Origin of the sequence: Sporosarcina ureilytica, assembly GCF_001753205.1 — a bacterium.
Taxonomy (GTDB): Bacteria; Bacillota; Bacilli; order Bacillales_A; family Planococcaceae; genus Sporosarcina; species Sporosarcina ureilytica.
The window spans coordinates 3,172,323-3,193,518 of sequence record NZ_CP017560.1 but is presented as its reverse complement, the minus strand read 5'-3'; the positions used below and the strand labels follow the sequence as shown (position 1 = coordinate 3,193,518).

Here is a 21,196-nt window from a genome sequence, read left to right as displayed (position 1 = left end):
TTAGAACGATAAGGTGATTCATATGTATGAACGAATGTTTGGCGTAGATGTAACAACAGAATCGTCTGATGACACAATCAGACGTATTTTCTCGCGCCACCAAAACGACGAGAAATCGTTCATCGTCGCCATCAATCCTGAAAAATTAATGAAATCAAGAAAAGACCCTGAACTACGGGAGATTTTAAATAAGGCAACGATAGGCATCCCGGACGGAATCGGCGTCCTTCTTGCATCGCGTTTACGCGGCGGCAATATTAGAGCGCGCATAACAGGTGTAGATATGATGGAATTACTTTGTAAGGAAGCGGGCATCCAAAGTGTACCCGTGTTTCTCTACGGCGCGAAACCAGGTGTTGCAGCAAAAGCTGCGCATAACTTGCAAGCACAATTTCCGAATCTCCAAGTAGCGGGTACACTTGATGGCTACGTAAAAGACGAAGAGGAAATCATCACAACGATTAACAACTCAGGAGCAAAAATATTGTTCGTGGCACTTGGAAGTCCAACGCAAGAGAACTTTATTATTCGAAATATGGACAAGCTCAATGTCTCAGTATTTCAAGGCGTCGGCGGTTCATTTGACGTGTTTTCCGGAAATATTGAACGGGCACCCGTGGCATTTCGAAGACTAGGCTTGGAATGGTTTTATCGATTGTTGAAAGAACCTTCTAGATGGAAACGCCAATTGGAGTTGCCGAAGTTTCTTTTAGCAATTTTAACGGACCGGAAGAACTCAGGCGGGTCTTCCTATGAATAAATTTAAAATTGCATCCGTCATTTTTTTACTCTCTACTTTCGTATTGAAGTTTTCGAGTATGATTCGCGATCTTGTCATTGCAGGCATGTTCGGAGATTCCTACCATGCGGATGCTTATATTGCAGCAATGACAATTCCAAATGCACTCATACTCTTTCTATTAACAGGAATGAAAGATGCATTTTTACCAAGTTATTATAAATATGATGCGCTCGGCAAAGGGGAAGCGCATTTAACGAATATCATTAAAGGTACAGCGCTCATCTCACTTGCCGTTGGTGCTGTGGGCATGTTACTAGCATCCCCGTTAATCCGCATCATTTATCCGAACTCGGATTTCATTCAATATTCGGATGGCATGCAAGTTGCGGTATGGACGGTTGTCATTTACTTCGCTTCACTTTTTTTTGTGGGAATTAATGCGGTGTACGAAGGTTATTTTGATGCACACCGCAAATTTTCCTTTTCTGTGTTCTCTCAAACAAGTGTCGTTTTATCGACGATTGTTTTTGCTTTAGTGTTCCATTCTAAATGGGGAATACTCGCTGTTCCAATCGGCTACTTTGTCGGAACCATTATTAGTTTCCTCATTAAAGTCGTTTACCGAACGCCGAAAAAGTTCATAAACTGGAAACAGAAAATGGACTTGCCTGAGATTAAAGAGTTTTACGGCATCTTTTGGCCGGTTGGTTTGACGATTGCGGTGGGCCAGATTAACTTGCTCGTCAACACTTTTTTCGCAGCCCGACTCGGTGGGGAAGGCGTCGTTGCGAACTTAAACTATGCATTTAGATTAATTAATATTCCGCAAGCCATTTTCGCTGTGACCATCGCAACAATTGTCTTTCCAATTATTGCGAAAGCAAAAGCTGATAATAATATGCTAGATTTTCGAAAAGGAATTGAAAAAGGACTTTTATATTTGCTCGTTTTCCTAACCCCTGCACTAGCAGGGATGTGGGTGTTGATGAATGAACTTGTCACGCTCGTCTATGAGCGCGGGGCATTCACAGCGAGTGCAACCGCCATGACATCATCATTTGCGGTATTATATATCGGCTCGACTTTCTTCTATTCTATTCAAGCAATTATAGCAAAAGGTTTTTACACGCTTGAAAAAGGTCATTATATGATGCGGATTGGGATCATCTCTATCTTCCTCAACGTAATTTCAAACTGGATTTTTTCAATCTTTTACGGAGCAGAAGGGATTGCATTGTCTGCATCCATCGTCGCGTTCCTATATTCAGCAATTACGTTTACAACGTTATGGAAGTTAATTGGCGGCCTCGACAAGATCTATTTAGTCAAAAATACAATTCAAGTCATGATCGCCACAGTCATTATGACAATCGGCTTGAGTATTGCAGATACGTATACAGATATCGCAGAACTTCCACCGCTATTGCATATTTTAACGATTGCGCTCCCTGGAGTCTTCGTTTACTTTATCGTCCTCATGCTATTTAGAAACGAATTCGTGAAGACAATCTTATCTAAAGGAGGAAATTCATCATCTATCCAATGATGGTATAACGATTATGAAAAACACACTTAAACAGCGCATCGATAAAATTAACAAAATTGATACGTTTTCGCCTTATTTCTTTTTGCCGTTTATCTTGTTCATTTATTTTTTTACAAGTTTATTCGACTTTCATAGATTCGAACTATTTCACGTAAATACATCCATATGGCCAGCAGTGATTATTAGTTTTATTAGTTATTATGTTGGTGTCTATATCGTAGATAAAAAAGGATGGACATTCCCGACATTCGGACTGTCATTTCTAAGAGGGTACACAATCCATTCCATTTGGTTACTAGGTTTAGTCGGGCTCATTGCATATATTACAATGATGACCACTGGAGATGTCGGGATTACTGACGAGTCGGTTCGTCGTAATCTAGATCCGAAATTAAACTTTTTGAGCCAGCTCTTATGGTTTGCTCTGATTCTTCTACTGTCCCTTCAAATCATTCGGGATAAAAATTTAACGAAGTGGAAACTGCTTATGTACGGCGGCGTATACGGGGTTGTTATGGTTTTATTCCTCTTAATGGGCTACCGTACACCAATCATTATTATGCTATTTACCGGATTTGTTATTTTCCATTACGTTGTAAAGCGTATTAAACTGACATGGTTTTTAAGTGCACTCTTCGTTGTCGGTGTCTTTTTCTCCTTGTTCGGATTTTTCCGTGTCGTCACGGAAGACGTCACAGATGAATTTAACTCAAGAGAACAACCCGACGTAGAATTATCAGTAGAACAAACCGAAAACTTAATGACCGTTGAACAAAAAGTTAACTCGGTACCGAAATGGGTACGTGCCATAAACGGTGAAAGTGTCACAGGACATATCGTCCTTAGTAAAATCATCGAATATACAAAAGAAGAAGGCTATTTGAATGGTCAAATGCACCGAGGCATTTATGAAACATTACTGCCAGGTGAACAAGTTTCCCCACGTATGAAAGTAACAGAAGTGGTAAACTCACTTAGCGTTGAAGAAGGAAAGTATATTACAAGACCAACGAGAACAACAACACCAACTTATATTGGTCAATTGTTCTTAGATGGCGGCTATTTACTCGTCATTTTTGGCTTCCTTTTATACGGTGTAATTATTTCTCTTCTATATAATCAAGTAAAACGTGCGAGTATCCGCTCCTATCAATCAGTAGCATTTGCATTTGTGATGACAATTTTTACAGTCTCAATGCATACGGGATTACTAGACTTAATCTTTATCCTAATGATTGGTTTTGTCATCTTGACTGCTTCGATTAATAACGTGAAGCCTAATGCCACGAATTGACAATGTAATATTTTCCATGTTACGATGTAATCGCATAGAATAATTTACTCGAAGCTAATATATATATTATAAAGCGCGAGTGCTTCAGCCAGAAATCCGCAACCTCATGTTTGAGGTTGCGGATTTTTATTTTTGTAGAGAATTAAATTGATAGAGAGGATGAATGGTTGGCCACACCATATTAATATACTTATTTGACTTATCGAATTTTTATGGCTATATTGAAGTCTATTCCTTTTGTAGCTATGTTGAAATGTCTGATAGATTACGAGGTCAATAGTGGGTTTGTTACCAAATCTTAACTACGCAGAAATCATTTGACATTTTTGGATATTAATCTATAATGAGATTCATAGTTCTCTTTCTGTGTACATAAGTTGTCCATCGAAAGGAATAAAAATGATACTTAATCTTTAGGAGGAAATTATTCTATGGCGAAGAACAAAGCAAAAATGAACAAGTTTCTAACTGGTGCCATTACAGCTACTATGGTAGCAACAGCAGTAGCACCAACTGCAGCATTTGCAGATAAAGCTACAATTGATTTTTCAGATGTTGATAAGGAAAGCAGTCACTACCCAAACATCGTTAAAGCAGCTGAGCGCGGCTTAATGACTGGTTACCAAGGGAAGTTTGACCCACTTTCAACAATGACTCGTGGTCAAGTTGTAAAGGCATTGGGTAAATATCTTGTAGGTCAAGAGGGCGTTTCCCTAGATCAGTACCTTGAAGACAAAGACCTAGTAAACAAGGTTCAACCGTTTGCAGACGTTCCTGCAAATTACAGCGACCAAGAACTTTATAAATATTCATTAGTTGTTAGAGATGCAGAGGCATTCACTGGTAACAACAATAACCTAATCCCAGGAAACGACATTACACGTCAACAAATGGCTAAAGTTCTAGTTGAAGCATTCCAACTTGAAGATGTTAAAGGTGTAGATGCAAACGTTGCTGACATTGATACAGTATTTGCTACGTATGTTGGTTATGTTGAAACGCTTGCAAAACACGGTGTTACAAAAGCTGATGATGGAAAATTCCGTCCAGCAGAATCAGTAACTCGTCAACAAATGGCTTCATTCTTGAATCGTTCTTATGATGTTATTCATGGAAAAGACGAAGTAGAAACAGAGGTTAAAGTAGAATCGGTAAGTGCGATTAATACTAAAACTGTTGAAGTAAAATTTAACGGTGCAGTAGATACAAAAGCAGCTAAATTTGAAGTGAAAAAAGGTAATTCAACGGTTGCAGTATCAAGTGTTACATTTAATGAAGCTAAAACTGTTGCTTACTTAGAGTTGAATGCAAAAATCAGCGAAGGTACTTATACAGTTTCTGTTTCTGAATTAACTGAAAAACCATTAACGAGCTCATTCGTTGCAGAAAATGAAAAAGTTGATTCTATCAAATTCCTTTCAGATAACTTAGTGCTAAGTGATAAAATTAATGAGGTTGGTGTCTCTACTACTGCAACAGCAGCTTACCAAGTACTAAATCAATACGGTGAAGACATCTCTAAGACTAGCTTAGCTGGCGGATTTGATTTCTCTACATCTTTAGGTGATGTTGCTCTTGCTAAGACTGGTAAAGGGATTATAACCATTGAAAATCTGGTTAAAAACAACTATATTCCACGTCTTGGAGATAGCGTTGTCGTAACAATTGTTGACAAAAACTCTGGTGAAACAGCTTCACAAGTACTGAAAATTGTTGACGAAGCGAAAGTAGCAGAAATTACTTTTGGTAACGTTGTAAGTTCTAAAGGAAACGTCCTTTCCGAAGATAACGTAAATGATGGGGCTTACTATCTACCAATAGCAGCAAAAGACCAATACGGTTTTGATTTAACAGATGAAGCGAAAATTGCTGAAGATTTATTAGTAATTGCTTCAAATCCAATGATCGCGGGTGTTAAACTAGATGGTAATGGCGACCCAATGATTATTGAAATCGAAGTAGATGGAAAAGAAACATTTGCTTTAGTACTTGGATTTGACACACTTAATTCAGGTATTCAAATGACTGGAACTTCAACAATTTCAGCGATTTCGAAATCAACAGGTAAGTCAGCTTCCGCAGATGTAGTAGTTGCAGAAGGAGCTAAAATTGATACGATTACTTTAGGTAACCCTGAAGGTACACCAGCAGGTAACTCTGTAGTATACGTACCAGTTGAAGCAACTGATACAGAAGGTAATTTAGTTACTAAAATCAATTTGTATGACAAGTTATTTGAAGCTGGCGCTTTAACAGGTAGTGTTAACGTAAGTGGTAATGTGGTTCCAGGTTCAGCAGAATTTGTAGAAAAAGAAGGCAAATTCTATTTGAAATTTAATACCCAAAGTGTAGCAGACAGTAGCTTAGGTGTAGTTGCTGTAACAATTTCAACAGGTACACAAAAAGTAGCTACTAAAACAATTCAAATTCAACCTAACGCAAAAGCAACTGCTATTGTTGGATTAGCTTCTAGCGTATCAAACGTATTATTAGCTAATAATACTGAGTACAAAGATTTATTTAACGCAGCTGACTTTGTGGTAGAAGACCAATATGGCAATATCCTAGAAAGTGGATATACAATTAACGCTAAAATTGAAACTGATGAACTTAATAAAGGTTATACACTTTATAATAATGGAACAGCAGTTAATAGCGTTCAGAACCAGTCATTTGCTTCAACAAAAACTTCTGGTAACTCATTCGAAATCAAAGCAGAAGATCATTTGGTTGGAACTGAATGGGTATCCCCATCTTCAGCGAAATTCATTTTCGAATTACTCGATGAAAATGGTAATACATTAACTGATAAATATGGCCAAACTTTAACAGTAGATCCTTCAATCGAAATTAAATTTACATCTGTAGACGTTGCAGACTTTGCATCATATTCAGTGAAATCATTTAATACGATTTATGCTGGAGCAGATGGTGTTAGTACGCCTGCTACACATATTGGTAAATTAAATGTGTATGGTGTAACTGCGGCAGGTAAGGAAGTATTACTACCATATTCGGCATTCAAAGTGAAGGATGCGTCTAATGTAGGTACTTATGTATCTAATAATCAACTTCACATCTATGCTGATGCAGCAAATAAAGTAGATAACAACCCAAATACAGTTCAACCTGATACAATTGATGCTGGATTAACAGTAGTTATTAACCATACTGGTGAAGAAATTGCTGTTACAGGTAAAGTTTCTACTGTAGCTCCAAAAGCTCAATCAATTGCATTCTTAGGTAACGACAATAAGCCTGTATCTTATATTGATGATATTTCAGGAACTGTTAACTTAGCTGATTTACTATCAACAGATGATCATAATCTTGTAACAACAGACCAATATGGTAAGAAGACTGTTGGGAACAATAACACTGTTGACTCAATTAGATTCACAGAATTAGAGTCGACAACAGCTAAAATCGCTTTAAACGGTACAGCAAATGCGCGCATCACTGGATTTACTAAAGGTGATGAAGTTAAAGCGACTGTATCAATTGATGGCGTAACTCAATCAATTGTAGTAAAAGGTAAAGCTAACTCAGTTGCAAATTATGCAAAACCAACTACGAACGCAATAATCGCTGATGCACTAGCAGCTGGCGTACAAACATTCGACCTAACTGATTTTGCAGGAACTAATGTTGTTATTGATGCAGCTAACGATGGGACAATTAACTTAACAGGAACTAAATCATTTGCTAACCTAACTGTAACAGCACCAAATGCTACAGTAGCAGTAGATGCAGGTATTACAGTTACTGGTACAACTACAATTGTAGATGTTGATAATAACTCATTTATCAACCATGGTTCATTAGCTGATGTAGTAATTACAGATGAAAACGGTGCACGTTTCGAGAACAATGGAACTGTTGCTAGCATCACTGTTAAAACTTCAGCACTTGTTGTATTTGAAGGGGATATCCTAGAAGTTACAATTGATCCATCAATTGCAGAAGCTAAAATCGATGTTCCAGTCGGAACTACAGTAATTGCTTCTGAAGGAACAGTAGTTGTGAATTCTGAAGGTAATGCAGTTGAAACTACAGAACCAACAGATCCAGTAGATCCAGTAGATCCGGTAGATCCAGTAGATCCAGTAGATCCAGTAGATCCGGTAGATCCAGTAGATCCTGTAGATCCAGTAGCAACTACAACAGATACTATTACATTTACAGCTACAACAACTGATACTGCGTCAATTCTTGCAGCAACGGGAGATAGCATTAATGTACAAGTTGGAGGAACAACAGCTGACACGGCTTCAATTACTTCGTCTGACTCAACAACTGTAGTTATTACGTTTAAAGAAGAGCAAACAATTGCGACTTCCGATGTAATTACAATTACAGTTACTAAGGAAAATGGTGAAAAAGAAACATACACTGTTGAATTCATCGAAGGTAAATGGGCAATCGCACCAAGAGACTAATAATAATCCTTAAACAATAAGCCCTAACAATACTAGCATTATTCGGTCAGTTGACTGACTGAAATGGTAGGAAGAAAGACTCTGTGGAAATTTCTGCGGGGTCTTTCTTTTTTGATTTCGCTCAAATAATCCATCAATTCCAGTGCGTTTTTATTACTTTTAGATAATGTACAAACTACTACGCATAAGCCTTTCATATATAAGACCCGTTTCCTATTTATACTATTCTCGTTTAGTGATAGAAAATATATTGTCATATTTCTCATAGAAAACTGTCAATGACTTTTCACTAGACTTATAGTACAATAGACACGTAAGCAATTTGCAAGAATATTACTCAGGAAGGTTGAACTTGCTATGAAATTAGAAGAATCGACAAGAAAATATATATTTACTGGACTTTTTCTGTTTATTATTATAGGCCTAATTACAGCTGGTGTGATGGGCAAAAAGCAAGATGGCGTATTTCATTCAGACGAGCTTCTTTATAGCACGGCAGTTGAGCGTTTACAAGCGAGGGATTATGCTACAGCACTGAGTATGCTTGAATCGATTGAAGCACGTAACAGTCCATCTGAAGCTGTTAATTATATGATTGGCCTTGCTGCATCGAATAACGGTGAGGTTGAAAAAGGCATTCGCCATATGCAGCGGTCGCTCGACATTAATCCACATAAAGTAGAGGATTCGTTATTCATGCTCCAATATGGGGAGATGCTCATTACCGCAGAAATGTCTGAAGAAGCGCAAGAAGTGCTTGAACGATGTGCAGCATTACCGGTTCCGGAAAGTTTTCCACAATACCAGGAGCGCGTTGCTGAATTACAATTACAGCTAAGTGCTCAATCGTAAAAAGGGTGGTTCAAGATAATGACTTCATATTCAAATAAAAAGATTGTGATTGTAAGAGATGAAGAAGAAGACCGTATTTCCCGAATAAAGGCAGATCGTTGGATTTTCGGACTCCTTCTATTAGCTATAGCGTTTGTACCGCTTCTCGTAGGTGGGTATGTAAAAGACGTTGTTAGTCCGAATATTACGAATATAGGTCTCCTTACATCAGGCGCAAAAGGTGACATTTTCACGCATTACAAAGCAATTACTTTAATAGTGATTACAGCGATTGTGGCCGTAATCTTCTTTACTAAAGTACTTTTCATGGGCGGAGAAATCCGCAAGACGAAACTGAATGTATTTCTTGGGGTTTTCGTAGTCGCACTTATTCTCTCAACGATTTTTTCTCCGAGTAAAACAATCGCCCTCTGGGGGCAGTACAATCGCTCAGACGGTGCAATTTCTTACATATGTTATATTGTTCTTTTTTTCATTGCGATGAATATCGACTATCCGAAAAGAGCACTGCATTATGTAATGTATACACTTTATCCTTTCGTTTTTATCAACCTAGTTTTAATCACCATGAACTTCTATGGCCACGACGCTATGACGTATCCGGCAGTGCAGAAAATGATGACATTATTCCTTCCGGAAGGTGCGTCACTTGGAGAGGGAGCAATCTTACTTGGGACACTTAACCAATGGAACTTCATGAGTGGCATGTTCGCAGTTGTGACAGTTATCTACCTCGCGTGGGCAATTGTCGATACGAATAAAATCAGAAGCTATATAAATGTTGCGGTTTCCGTTATGTCTATGGCTGTTATGCTTATGTCTTTATCGACAAGTGGCTTTCTAACAGTTGTCTTAATCGCACCATTTCTTATCTATTTGGCGATTAAATCATTGGATAAGAAAAAAGCAATCATCGTACTTGCCACATTTTTCATCCTAAGTGTGCCGGTATTTCATGTGCTTGCAGATAAAAATCCACGCGTGTGGAATGAATCGATAGGATTTATCATTAAGAAAAATCCATACGTGAAAGAACAACCTGTGGCGATGGCACCAACTGATTTCAAGTTTACGTTTGAGAATCGTGTCTATGCAGCAGAAAACAAGTTCGAGTTACCAGTACTTCCTGAACGTGGAACTGCAGCGGGTTCTGGTCGAGCATACATTTGGTCGAAAACAATTGACCTTACGATGGAACGACCGTTATTTGGATTTGGCTTAGACACGATTATGTACCATTTCCCACATTATAATATTGATGCACGTGCGGGTATGCGGTCGGAAAGTACGATTGTCGATAAACCACATAATATGTACGTGGGTATTTTCTATGGAACGGGTATCCTCGGCTTTATCGGATTTGCGGGTATAGCGATTATTACATTGCTTGTTACTCTAAAAGCAATTTTAACAAGGAAACATATACTTGCAGTCATATTTGGGATAGGGTGGCTGGGGTTTCTAATTCAAGCATTATTCAATGATACGTTGCCAGGAACAGCGGCGCCGATGTGGACACTTGCGGGCATGATGATGGCGTATATGCTCGCAACTAAAGAGGACAAGGAGCTTACTGATGGAAGAGACGATTGAACTACGTGAATTAATTGAAACAATTTGGAAAGGCAAGTGGATTATTGCAGGACTGACTGCGTTATTTATGCTTATAGCAGCAGGTTTAAGTTGGTTTGTCCTGGATGAAAAATTTGAATCAAAAGCAACTGTGCAAGTCGCTAGTGAGGTGCAGGATACGGGAATTATGTCGAGTTATGTGGCGGCAGAATTCACACCGGTTATCTTCTCGCAACGAATTCAAAACACGCAACTGATGAATGAGGCACTGGAGGAAAGTGGGATAAGTGGAAAATTCAATTCATCCAATCTCTCGGTCGCTGTACAAGCAAATACTAACTTAGTAGATTTAACATACACAAGTTCAAACGCCAATCAAGCACATGACCATCTTGAATTGTTTATAAATAAGACAAAAGAACGCATGAATACTTCTGTAAAAAATACATTAAACGAGCTCGAAAAAACATATACGTCAGAATCCAATCAGTTGTCTGAAGAAATTGAGACGCTCGTTGAAACGTACAATAAATTAATCGTTTCAAACGATTTACCAGAAATACTTATTATGCAGACAATGGTCAATTCACAGCTTATGTTGACTATAAACGATGACCAAGTAAAGGGACTTGCTCAAGTGAGTGGTTCGCTTCATAACGAGTTGATGCAAATGCAAGCACAAATCGAAACGAAATCGGAAGAATACCGAAAAGTACTAGGAAAATATCAATCAGTAAAAACAGGGCTTGATAGCTTCCGTCCGGATCCATTTATCCGTACAATTATTGAACCAACATTAGCAGAAGGTCATTCTGCGCCAAATAAGATGTTGAATATTGTGATTGCGATGATCATTGGATTAATGGCAGGTATTGGAATCGTCTTTTTCCGTGAATACTGGAAGAATTCTGTAACTGCAAAATAATTCAAATGAAAGAAGGGCATGGATATGAGCTATGGATTGCGCTATGTTTTATTTTTTATCGTTGACTCAGCAATCGTCCTCTCCGCAATCTTTATGAGTTATTACTTACTACATCCAACATTAAAGGTTTATTCAGATAGTATGATTATCATCAGTGCAATTACGCTCCTTGTCAGTCATCATATTGCGGCTTATTATTTTCATCTATATGACCGGGTTTGGAGTGTCGCATCTGTCCGCGAGTTACTTACAATTGGCTATGCGGTAACCATTTCTGTTGCGACGGCCAGTGCGATGCAATATTTTATAAAAGACGATATTTATTTCCGAGTGATGGCAATCACATGGATGTTGCATATTATTATGATTGGTGGTTCAAGATTCCTTTTACGTTTATTACATGACCGAGAGTCTTTTGCAAAGCCTAAGAATCAGCGGCGTGTACTAATTGTTGGAGCGGGGCAAGCAGGGACAATGCTTGCAAGAAATTTGAAGCAAACACCGAATCCTGACCTATCACCAGTTGCCTTTATCGATGATGATCCACGGAAGCAGCAGCTTAAAATTATGAACTTAACTGTAAAAGGAAAGACGAAAGACATTCCAAGTATTGTGAAATCAAAAGGAATTGATGAAATCATTATTGCGATTCCTTCACTCGGAAAAATAGGAATCCAAAGTATTTACGAGCAATGTGCACATACAGGTGCCAAAGTTAAAATTATGCCGAGTATTGAAGAGATTATGATAGGTCGCGTGTCGGTCAATGATATGCGCGATGTTAAAATTGAAGATTTACTAGGACGTAAAGAAGTCGAACTTGACCTGAAGGCCATTGTAGATAAACTAACCAATCGAACAATCCTTGTCACTGGGGCAGGGGGCTCTATCGGTTCAGAAATTTGTAGACAAGTAAGCGAATTCCGACCGAAGCGACTCATTCTCTTAGGGCACGGTGAAAGTTCCATCTATACAATAGACATGGAACTGCGTCAAAAAGTTGCAAAGGAAACGGAAATCATTCCCATCATTGCAGACGTTAAAGACCGAAGTCGGATATTTGATATCTTCAGTGAATATAAACCAGATGTGATTTATCATGCAGCAGCACATAAGCATGTGCCTTTAATGGAAGCAAATCCAATGGAAGCTGTTAAAAACAACATCTTCGGAACGAAAAACGTTGCGGAAGCAGCCGATATGTTCGGTGTTCCATACTTTGTTCTTGTATCAACGGATAAAGCGGTAAACCCACCGAATGTGATGGGCGCAACGAAACGTTTTGCGGAAATGATTGTACAAAACTTAGCGAAAGAAAGCACGACAAAGTTCGCAGCAGTCCGATTCGGGAATGTCCTTGGATCACGGGGCAGCGTCGTGCCTTTATTTAAGCAGCAGATTGCAGCAGGAGGGCCTGTAACTGTAACTGATCCAGAAATGACAAGATACTTCATGACCATTCCTGAAGCATCCCGACTTGTGATCCAAGCTGGTACCCTCGCTGCAGGCGGTGAAGTATTTGTACTTGATATGGGCGAACCAGTGAAGATTGTTGATTTAGCGAACAATCTTATTAAGCTATCAGGCTATGATATCGAAGAGATTGGCATTGAGTTTTCAGGGATTCGTCCTGGAGAGAAGTTATTTGAAGAGCTGTTGAATGAAGATGAGATTCAGAGTGGACAGGTGTTTCCTAAGATCCATATTGGGAAGGCGGCACCGATTAGTGTGACAGAGATGGAGTTTGTGTTGGAGAAGCTTCCAGGAATGAGTAGTGTGGAAGTGAAGGAGACTTTGGTTGGGTTGGCTAATCGGAAAGTTGTTGAAGGACAGAGTAAAGCAACAACTGTATAAGAAAACTAATTATAAATGTGAGGGTTTCAAATGAATTTTGCGATTATTGGCTGCGGTTTTATAGCAAAAAAACATGTGCAAGCTATTCAAAATATAGAAGGTGCAAACCTTGTTGCCGTCTGTGATCGAGTTCCGGAATTAATGGAGCCCTATGTGAATGACTATCAGGCTAAACCATACACTGACTTGACAGAAATGCTACAAGATGAATCCATTGATATCGTATGTATTTGTACACCAAGCGGAACACATGCAACAATTGCTGAACAAGCTGCGGACGCCAAAAAACATATCATATTAGAAAAACCAATTGCGATGACACTAAAAGAAACGGACCAGATTATTAAAGCTGCTACAGAGAATAATGTGAAGCTAGCAATTATTCATCCTAATCGTTTCCGACCAGTAGCGATGAAATTAAAAGAAATACTTGATCAAAATCTACTTGGGAAAATTAGTCATGCGTTATGTACTGTCAACTGGAACCGTGGTCAGGAATACTATGATCAAGCACCGTGGCGCGGTACGAAAGAACATGATGGCGGCGTATTAATGAATCAAGCGATCCATAATCTTGACTTACTTCTATGGTATATGGGGGAACCCGAGGAAGTATTCAGTATGGCAGCGACTAGACTTAGAGATATTGAAGCAGAAGACGTATCTACAGGTCTTATTCGTTTTGAATCAGGTGCACTTGCAACTGTTCAAGCTTCGACAACTGTATATCCAAAAAACTATGAAGAATCTATTACGATATTCGGCGAAAAAGGAACAGTCAAAATTGGTGGTCAAAATGCATTGAATTTCGAACACGTTATAATAGAAGGACTCGAAAATAAAATGTCTAAACAATGGATAAGTGATATTGATGAAAACCCATGGGGAACACCGGGACATGAACAAATTATCAAAGACATGATGAGTGCAATCAATGAAAATCGTCTACCAGCCGTAACCGGAAAAGATGGAAGAAATGCATTGGCGCTTGTTTTGGACTTCTATGAATCAGCTAATACAAATCAGCCTGTTAAACGGTCGAAAAGGGATTGAATAAAATGACAAAAACAAAGACAAATCAAATAGCAGAACAATTAATAAACAAACTAGAAACGAAAACTGCGACAGTTGGTGTAGTAGGTCTTGGATATGTCGGACTCCCACTTGCAGTAGAAAAGGCCAAAGCAGGTTTCACGGTAATTGGTTTTGATGTCCAAGAAGAAAAAGTAGGTATGGTTAATGATGGAAAGAACTATATCGGGGACGTCATTCAAGAGGATCTTGAAGTGCTAGTCGCATCTGAAAAACTGAAAGCTACCTCGGATTACACATTCATTAGAGATGTGGATGCAGTCGCTATTTGTGTTCCGACTCCGCTCGATGTATATAAGCAACCTAACATGCAGTACGTGGAAAGCTCAGCGAAAGCAATCGCTAAGTATATCACGCCTGGAACGCTTATCGTTTTAGAAAGCACAACTTATCCTGGAACGACAGAAGAACTTATCAAACCAATTCTAGAAGCAACAGGTCTTGTTATCGGAGAAGACATCTTCTTAGCTTATTCACCAGAACGAGTAGATCCGGGGAATAAAGATTTTAACACAAAAAACACACCGAAAGTTGTCGGTGGGGTTACGAAAGGCTGTACAAATGTAGCGGCAGCAATGTATCGTGCGGTTCTTGACGGTGAAGTGCACGAGGTATCGAGCCCAGCTGTAGCTGAGATGGAAAAAATTCTCGAAAACACATTCCGTAATATTAATATAGCACTTGCAAATGAAATGGCGATACTTTGCAATAAAATGGGGATAGACGTATGGGAAGTAATCGACGCAGCTGCAACAAAACCATACGGATTCATGCCATTTTATCCAGGACCGGGACTCGGCGGACATTGCATTCCAATCGATCCATGGTACTTAACATGGAAAGCGCGGGAATATAACTATCACACGAAGTTAATTGAAACCGCTGGCGAAATTAATGATAGTATGCCGGACTTTGTAGTTCAACGTTGTTCAGAGATTTTAAACGAACAGAAAAAAGCAATGAATGGTTCTAAGATATTGGTATTGGGTGTTGCCTACAAGAGAGATATTGACGATTACCGTGAATCACCTGTATTACCGATATTGGATCGTTTAACTAAGTTTGGTGCAGAGTGGGAAGTATCAGATCCTTATATAACAGAATTTAGGTTTAATGGTGAAATGGTTGGTACTGTGGTATTGACGGAAGAGAAGTTGAAAGAAGCTGATCTTGTGGTGATTGCTACGAATCATAGTGGGTTTGATTATGAATTAATAAAGGCAACAGCTAAAGCTATTTTTGATACGCGAAATTCATATGAAAATGCAAATGAAGAGTCTGTTTATTTTAAATTGTGAAACTGAAAGTAGATTATAATGATAAAAAAACTATTTAAAAGTGACTTTAATCGAAATGTGTTGACTTTACTCACTGGCACAACAATTGCTCAAGCGATTCCAATTGCGATTTCACCAATATTAACGAGGCTCTATTCACCCGAAGATTTTGGGGTGCTTGCCTTATTTGTTGCAATAACTGCAATTTTGGCATCAGTTGCAAATGGGCGCTATGAATTAGCAATTGTCTTACCTAAGACTGATAAAGAAGCATTGAGTATCATGGCGCTATCACTAATTATCAGTTCGACATTAAGCATATTGCTCTTAATCTCTATTTTCGTTTTCTACAATCCGATAGCTTCACTTATTAACAATGAAGAATTAGCTAGATGGCTATACTTTATCCCTCTTGTAGTTTTTCTCTCAGGTCTCTATAATTCGCTAAACTACTACAACACTAGAAAGAAAGCCTATGCTAACATTGCTAAAACAAGTGTTACAAGATCAGTAGGGTTATCAGTGGTTCAAATTACACTCGGATTTCTGAAAAAAGGTGCAGGTGGATTAATTACCGGGCAGATTGTTTCTCAAGCATTAGCAAATGGTCGTTTAGTTACGACGGTAATAAAAGATAAAGTTGAACTTAAAAAAGTAAATAGATCTTCGGTGTCAAGTTCTGCAAAGCGATATAACAACTTTCCGAAATTCTCAATGCCTGCCGTCTTGATGAATACTATTTCAAATAATATCATGAATTTCTTTCTACCTGTGATGTTCAGTGTAGCAACACTTGGACAATATGCGTTAGTAAATCGAGTTCTAGGGGCACCCTCGTCAATTATAGGTTCATCTTTTGGGCAAGTTTTTATGCAACAGGCCGCTCGTGAGAGAATTGAAACGGGAAATGCTAAGAAAACATTTATATCTACATTTAAAAAATTACTCATCATTGCAGTTATTCCGTTCACAATTCTTTTTTTCTTTGGTGAATCGATTATTGTTTTTATCTTCGGTCCAGATTGGGTTATTGCGGGTCAACTAATTTCGATATTAGCGCCTTACTTTTTGATAAGATTTATTAGTAGTCCATTAAGTACGACGACTAGCGTATTTGAAAAAAATCAGTACGCCTTAGTGATTCAATCTACTTATTTAATATTGATTGTAATGTTATGTCTTATTAGTACTACATTATCTTTAAATTTATCATTATTTTTATCAATTTATTCCGGAACCTTTTCTGTGTTTTATATAATCCTTATAATGATTTTTTATAAAGTTAGTAAAAATGACTAATAGAATGGTGATAGAAAATGTCCCGAATAAAAAAGTATTTTAATAATTATATATTAAAGAAAAGATATATCTATTCTTTGAGCGAAACGGAAGAAGTAAATGTTAGGTTGAAGAAGACACAGTGCGTTATTCTAAAAGGGGCAAGTCTTCTTGAACACAAAGAATTATTTAAAGAATCGGCAAACACAAATAAGGTTTTTGAAAGAAGTAAAAATCATGATATTTTTTGTTTAACTTGTTTCGACGAAAATAAAGCATTAGTTGGATATTTTTGGGGTATCGTTCCAAAAGAAAAAGTATGGCATGATAGTATACCTATAGAAGTAGGACAGGCATTTCTATTTAATGGGTATGTTAATCCGGAATTTCGCGGGAAAAGCATTTTCCCCTTCTTGATTGACAAAATGTCCCGATATATAAAAAATGAATATCAAGTAGACGAAATAATAGATGTTGTGGAAGTTCAAAATGTTGCTTCTGTTAGGGCACATAATAAAGTTAACGCGAAGATTTATTCGAACAATTTTTTAATTAAATTTATTGGTAGAAACATTTTTTCAATATATAGACGAAAGATAATCCTTCTTTTAAGGAATAAACGGAATAGGATTTGATTTGAAGAGAGGCATTTAAAATGAAGAACATTGTTTTCACTGATTATATAAATGCGTGGTCTATAAAAAAAGGTCTGAAGAAATTAGGTTTAAGTTTATTTTCGATTAATAAAAATACTGGTTTTATTCCTTTTATTGACAAGAAAAAAATAAGGAAATATGATACATTATTTTTCACAGAAGAAAACTCCTTGAAAAATTACGTTAATAGTGAAAAAAATAAATTTGAACCTCGCTACTTTGACATTGATTTACTCGATGATAAATTAACATTTGCGGAATTTCTCAAGGGTATTGGTGAAGAACCTATACCATCTAGAAAGCTAAATTCCTTTGAGGCTAGCTATCCATTTTATCTAAAATGTAAACACTCATGGAAAGACGGGGTAAAACTTCCACGTGGGTTTATTGTAAGGAATCAAACGGAAGTTAATAGTGTCATAGGTGAAATAGAAGAAAACAATTGGAATCCAGATTGGTTCTTCCATCAAAAACTACTAAACTCGAATACTGAAAATAACATTTCTGCATCAGGCTATTTTGACTATAAGAATAATAGAAGGAATGCAATAATCATTAGTAAGAAAACTCTTGGTAGCACTGCAACCATGGCAACAGGGGCAGTGATTGAAACCATAAGAGATCCGAGTAATTTAATTGAACGAACGAATTACATATTAAATGAATTGAAGTACCAAGGTCCTTTTGAGTTGGAGTTTTTTTATGAAGTGGCAGATGATAAATATTATGTTTTAGAACTCAATCCAAGATTTTGGATGCAACATGGAATATTTATAGATTTATATGATAACGCATTAATAAAGAGATATTTGCAGTTAGATAAGGAAGATGATTGGTATGAGAATGGCATTCCGCCATTTAAACATATTCTTTGGGTGGATAGTCTACATATAATATTTTCGCTAATGAGATTTCGGTTAAAGGCGGTAGTGAATTTATTTAGGATAAAAGGAAAAAAAGTGTTTTACCCTTCTATTCCAGTAGCGGTAATGTTTAGTCAAAGAAAAGTAGTAAGTATCATCAAAAACAAATTTAAGAACTGAGTGATCAATATGATTATCAAAATCCCCCAGAATAATATTCCGGAGCGTACATATATCATCGATATTCTAATAGGTGAATTTTTAGGGTTATCTTATTCGATTGAAGTGAGTGAAGCGACCAATTATCATTTGATTTTTAATGAAAAAGAAGTAGTTGTAGAGGATAACTTTTTCAATCATTACCAGGAGAACCTGGCCTATTTAAACTCAGAAGCTATCCCTGTATCTGTTACTTTTGCAGAGAATCAATTCACCTCTGAACTAGATGTTCCAGTGTTGTTTGGAAATGAAAAAATCATTGTAGAAGACAATCATATCATCTGCGGAAATGATATTTTTGCAGCATCATTTTTTATGCTTACAAGGTGGGAAGAGTATGTGAATCCGGCGCGCGACATACATAATCGATTTTCAGCGAAAGATAGCCTGGCTTATAAGTTTGACTTTCTTGATCGCCCAATTGTGAATGAGTATGTGGAGATGTTGTGGGGGATGTTGGCGTATCTTGGTTATCGGGAACAACGGAAAGAACGCAAGTATGAGTTTGTGTTGACGCATGATGTGGATCATCTTTCATATTGGAAGGGACCAATGCGTTGGATGCAGGTCCTCGGTGCAGATTTAATTAAAAGGAAAAGTCTTTTACTTTTCACAAAAAGTATCAAGGATTTAGTTCAAACAAAGCTAGGAATTAAAAATGATCCATATGATACATTTGATTGGATAATGGATTTATCAGAAGCAGCAAACATTAAATCTCGATTTTATTTTATGAGTAGTGATAAATCAGATAATGATAATAGATATGATATTAAGAGCCCATTAGCAATTGGAATTTTAAATAAGATTAAAAAACGAGGTCATATAATCGGATTTCACCCTAGTTTTGATTCTTATAATAATCCGAAACGTTGGAAGGAAGAAAAGGAACGATTAGAAGAGACGGTAGAGCTTCCAATTAAAGAAGGTCGACAGCATTATTTACGATTTGATTCAACAGTTACATGGGATATTTGGAACCGAAATGAAATGGAAAGCGATTTAACTTTGTCATTTGCAGATAAAGAAGGTTTCCGCTGTGGTGTATGTTTTGAATTTAGTGTATTTAATTTTATAGAGCAATCAAAGTTAAGATTAAAAGAACTACCTTTAACTGTGATGGAAGGAAGCTTTATAGGGTATCAGGATATAAAGCCGGTAGAAATGTATACGAGAACAATGAATTTAATTAATACTGTAAAAAAGTATAATGGAACATTTGTTTTTCTATGGCATAATTCAAGCTTTAATGTGCCTTTGTGGGCTGATTATGAAAACGTTTATAAATCGATTATAAGCGGGTATGCTTATGAAGAGTAATTCTTTAAATAATAGTTTTCAAAAGAAGATAGCCAAAGGATTTAAGCTTGTTTTTTCATTTGAATTTATCTTCATGTTATTTCTCTTTGCAGGAAGATTTAAGGGCGATTCGAGGTTTGAGTGGGTACCTGTTGATATTACATTACTTTTTCTACTTTGGAGTATAGTAATTGCAGCATATATATTAATAAAAAGAAAGTTTGTATTTGAAAGAAAATCACTTATATTACTAGCCTTATACCTAGCTTTTTCTTTCTATGCACTAATCACGTTGTTATGGTCACCAAGTCAAGTATACGCATACGAAAAAACATTACACATGTTTACGTTAGTTTTATGGGCTTTAGCTGGGCCAGCTTTAATTATTATCCGAGAAAAAGTAAGATTGAAAAGATTTTTTATTTCAGTACTATTAATGTCTTTATGGCTTTTTATTGAAAGTCTCATTTTTGTGTTTGCAGGTAATGCTGGATTTATAAACGTTTTAGGTGGTAATTATTTAGGGGTTGGAAGAACACTAAGTCTTGGTATTATCATATTGACATCCGTAATTTTTTACACAGGCATTAAGTTTAGAGTTAAAGTATTACTCGTAATTCTATTAGCTGCATATATCTATATCATGCTATCAACAGGTGGAAGAGGTCCACTGCTGTCGCTGTTTCCTTTAGTTTTAATATTTTATTTTGCTTCCTATATTAAGACTAAAAAGAATTTAAAGATTACTAAAAAGGCTATTTTTTCTATTGTAAGCATGTTTACATTATTTATTACCATTTTGGTTTTATTATCCACAGATAAGGTTCCGCAAAGTCTTAAGAGAATGATGTTGTTATTTGGATCAGATGATTTGGGGGCAAGTGCAAATACTCGTGTTTATTTTTATAAAGAGAGTTTTTTACTTTGGACGAAAAATCCATTATTAGGAAACGGTATCGGCAGCTGGCCAGTATTAATTGGTTCAGGGGATAGTAGGGGATATGCACATAATATAATACTTGAAATAATTTCTGAACTAGGAGTTATTGGGCTAATATTATTCTTAACTTTAATTTTTTACAGTTCAAGAAAATATTTTTTCCATATCTCAAGAAACTTTTATAATATGACGATATTAATATTATTTCTAAGTATGCTGGTCAACGCGATGGTCAGCGGTGACATCTCTGATAATAGATTTTTGTTTACAACAATCGCATTAATGTTGTATAAAAGTCCTGATATTGCAGACACGAGTATTAATGCGACTAATAAATAGCATTGAAGG

General features: G+C 37.0%; 15 protein-coding genes. All 15 read left to right on the top strand.

What is annotated here, in order from left to right; genetic code table 11:
* Nucleotides 1–22: 22 nt before the first annotated feature.
* Complete coding sequence (locus tag BI350_RS15415; RefSeq protein ID WP_075528960.1) at nt 23–760, top strand: WecB/TagA/CpsF family glycosyltransferase; 738 nt, start codon at nt 23–25, stop codon at nt 758–760.
* Nucleotides 753–2,288, top strand: a complete 1,536-nt coding sequence (murJ, locus tag BI350_RS15410) for a murein biosynthesis integral membrane protein MurJ (protein ID WP_075528959.1) — start codon at nt 753–755, stop codon at nt 2,286–2,288. The genes BI350_RS15415 and murJ overlap by 8 nt, the downstream gene beginning before the upstream one ends.
* Nucleotides 2,289–2,301: 13 nt before the next feature.
* A complete protein-coding gene (locus BI350_RS15405) occupies nt 2,302–3,582 on the top strand; it encodes an oligosaccharide repeat unit polymerase (RefSeq protein WP_075528958.1) in 1,281 nt (426 codons plus the stop codon).
* A gap of 431 nt (nt 3,583–4,013) precedes the next feature.
* The gene (locus tag BI350_RS15400) at nt 4,014–8,021 is read left to right on the top strand and encodes an S-layer homology domain-containing protein (RefSeq protein WP_075528957.1); all 4,008 of its coding nucleotides are present in this window, start codon (nt 4,014–4,016) and stop codon (nt 8,019–8,021) included.
* Nucleotides 8,022–8,378: 357 nt separating this feature from the next.
* Nucleotides 8,379–8,873: a tetratricopeptide repeat protein gene (locus BI350_RS15395; protein ID WP_075528956.1), complete on the top strand. Its 495-nt coding sequence runs from the start codon at nt 8,379–8,381 to the stop codon at nt 8,871–8,873.
* A gap of 18 nt (nt 8,874–8,891) precedes the next feature.
* Entirely contained in the window at nt 8,892–10,466 is a 1,575-nt protein-coding gene (locus tag BI350_RS15390) for an O-antigen ligase family protein (RefSeq protein WP_075528955.1), read from the top strand.
* A complete protein-coding gene (locus tag BI350_RS15385) occupies nt 10,450–11,370 on the top strand; it encodes a Wzz/FepE/Etk N-terminal domain-containing protein (RefSeq protein ID WP_075528954.1) in 921 nt (306 codons plus the stop codon). The genes BI350_RS15390 and BI350_RS15385 overlap by 17 nt, the downstream gene beginning before the upstream one ends.
* A gap of 24 nt (nt 11,371–11,394) precedes the next feature.
* Nucleotides 11,395–13,224, top strand: coding sequence for a polysaccharide biosynthesis protein (locus tag BI350_RS15380; protein ID WP_075528953.1), 1,830 nt, complete (start codon nt 11,395–11,397; stop codon nt 13,222–13,224).
* Between the two features lie 30 nt (nt 13,225–13,254).
* A complete protein-coding gene (locus BI350_RS15375) occupies nt 13,255–14,277 on the top strand; it encodes a Gfo/Idh/MocA family protein (protein WP_075528952.1) in 1,023 nt (340 codons plus the stop codon).
* A 5-nt stretch (nt 14,278–14,282) separates the two neighbouring features.
* Nucleotides 14,283–15,614 (top strand): nucleotide sugar dehydrogenase, encoded by a 1,332-nt coding sequence (locus BI350_RS15370; RefSeq protein ID WP_075528951.1) that lies wholly within the window; start codon nt 14,283–14,285, stop codon nt 15,612–15,614.
* Nucleotides 15,615–15,632: 18 nt separating this feature from the next.
* Nucleotides 15,633–16,892: a lipopolysaccharide biosynthesis protein gene (locus tag BI350_RS15365; protein WP_075528950.1), complete on the top strand. Its 1,260-nt coding sequence runs from the start codon at nt 15,633–15,635 to the stop codon at nt 16,890–16,892.
* Nucleotides 16,893–16,909: 17 nt separating this feature from the next.
* Nucleotides 16,910–17,506, top strand: coding sequence for a GNAT family N-acetyltransferase (locus tag BI350_RS15360; protein ID WP_075528949.1), 597 nt, complete (start codon nt 16,910–16,912; stop codon nt 17,504–17,506).
* A 20-nt stretch (nt 17,507–17,526) separates the two neighbouring features.
* Complete coding sequence (locus tag BI350_RS15355) at nt 17,527–18,570, top strand: ATP-grasp domain-containing protein (RefSeq protein WP_075528948.1); 1,044 nt, start codon at nt 17,527–17,529, stop codon at nt 18,568–18,570.
* Nucleotides 18,571–18,579: 9 nt separating this feature from the next.
* Nucleotides 18,580–19,929, top strand: a complete 1,350-nt coding sequence (locus BI350_RS15350; RefSeq protein ID WP_075528947.1) for a polysaccharide deacetylase family protein — start codon at nt 18,580–18,582, stop codon at nt 19,927–19,929.
* Nucleotides 19,919–21,187, top strand: a complete 1,269-nt coding sequence (locus BI350_RS15345) for an O-antigen ligase family protein (protein WP_075528946.1) — start codon at nt 19,919–19,921, stop codon at nt 21,185–21,187. The genes BI350_RS15350 and BI350_RS15345 overlap by 11 nt, the downstream gene beginning before the upstream one ends.
* Nucleotides 21,188–21,196 lie beyond the last annotated feature (9 nt).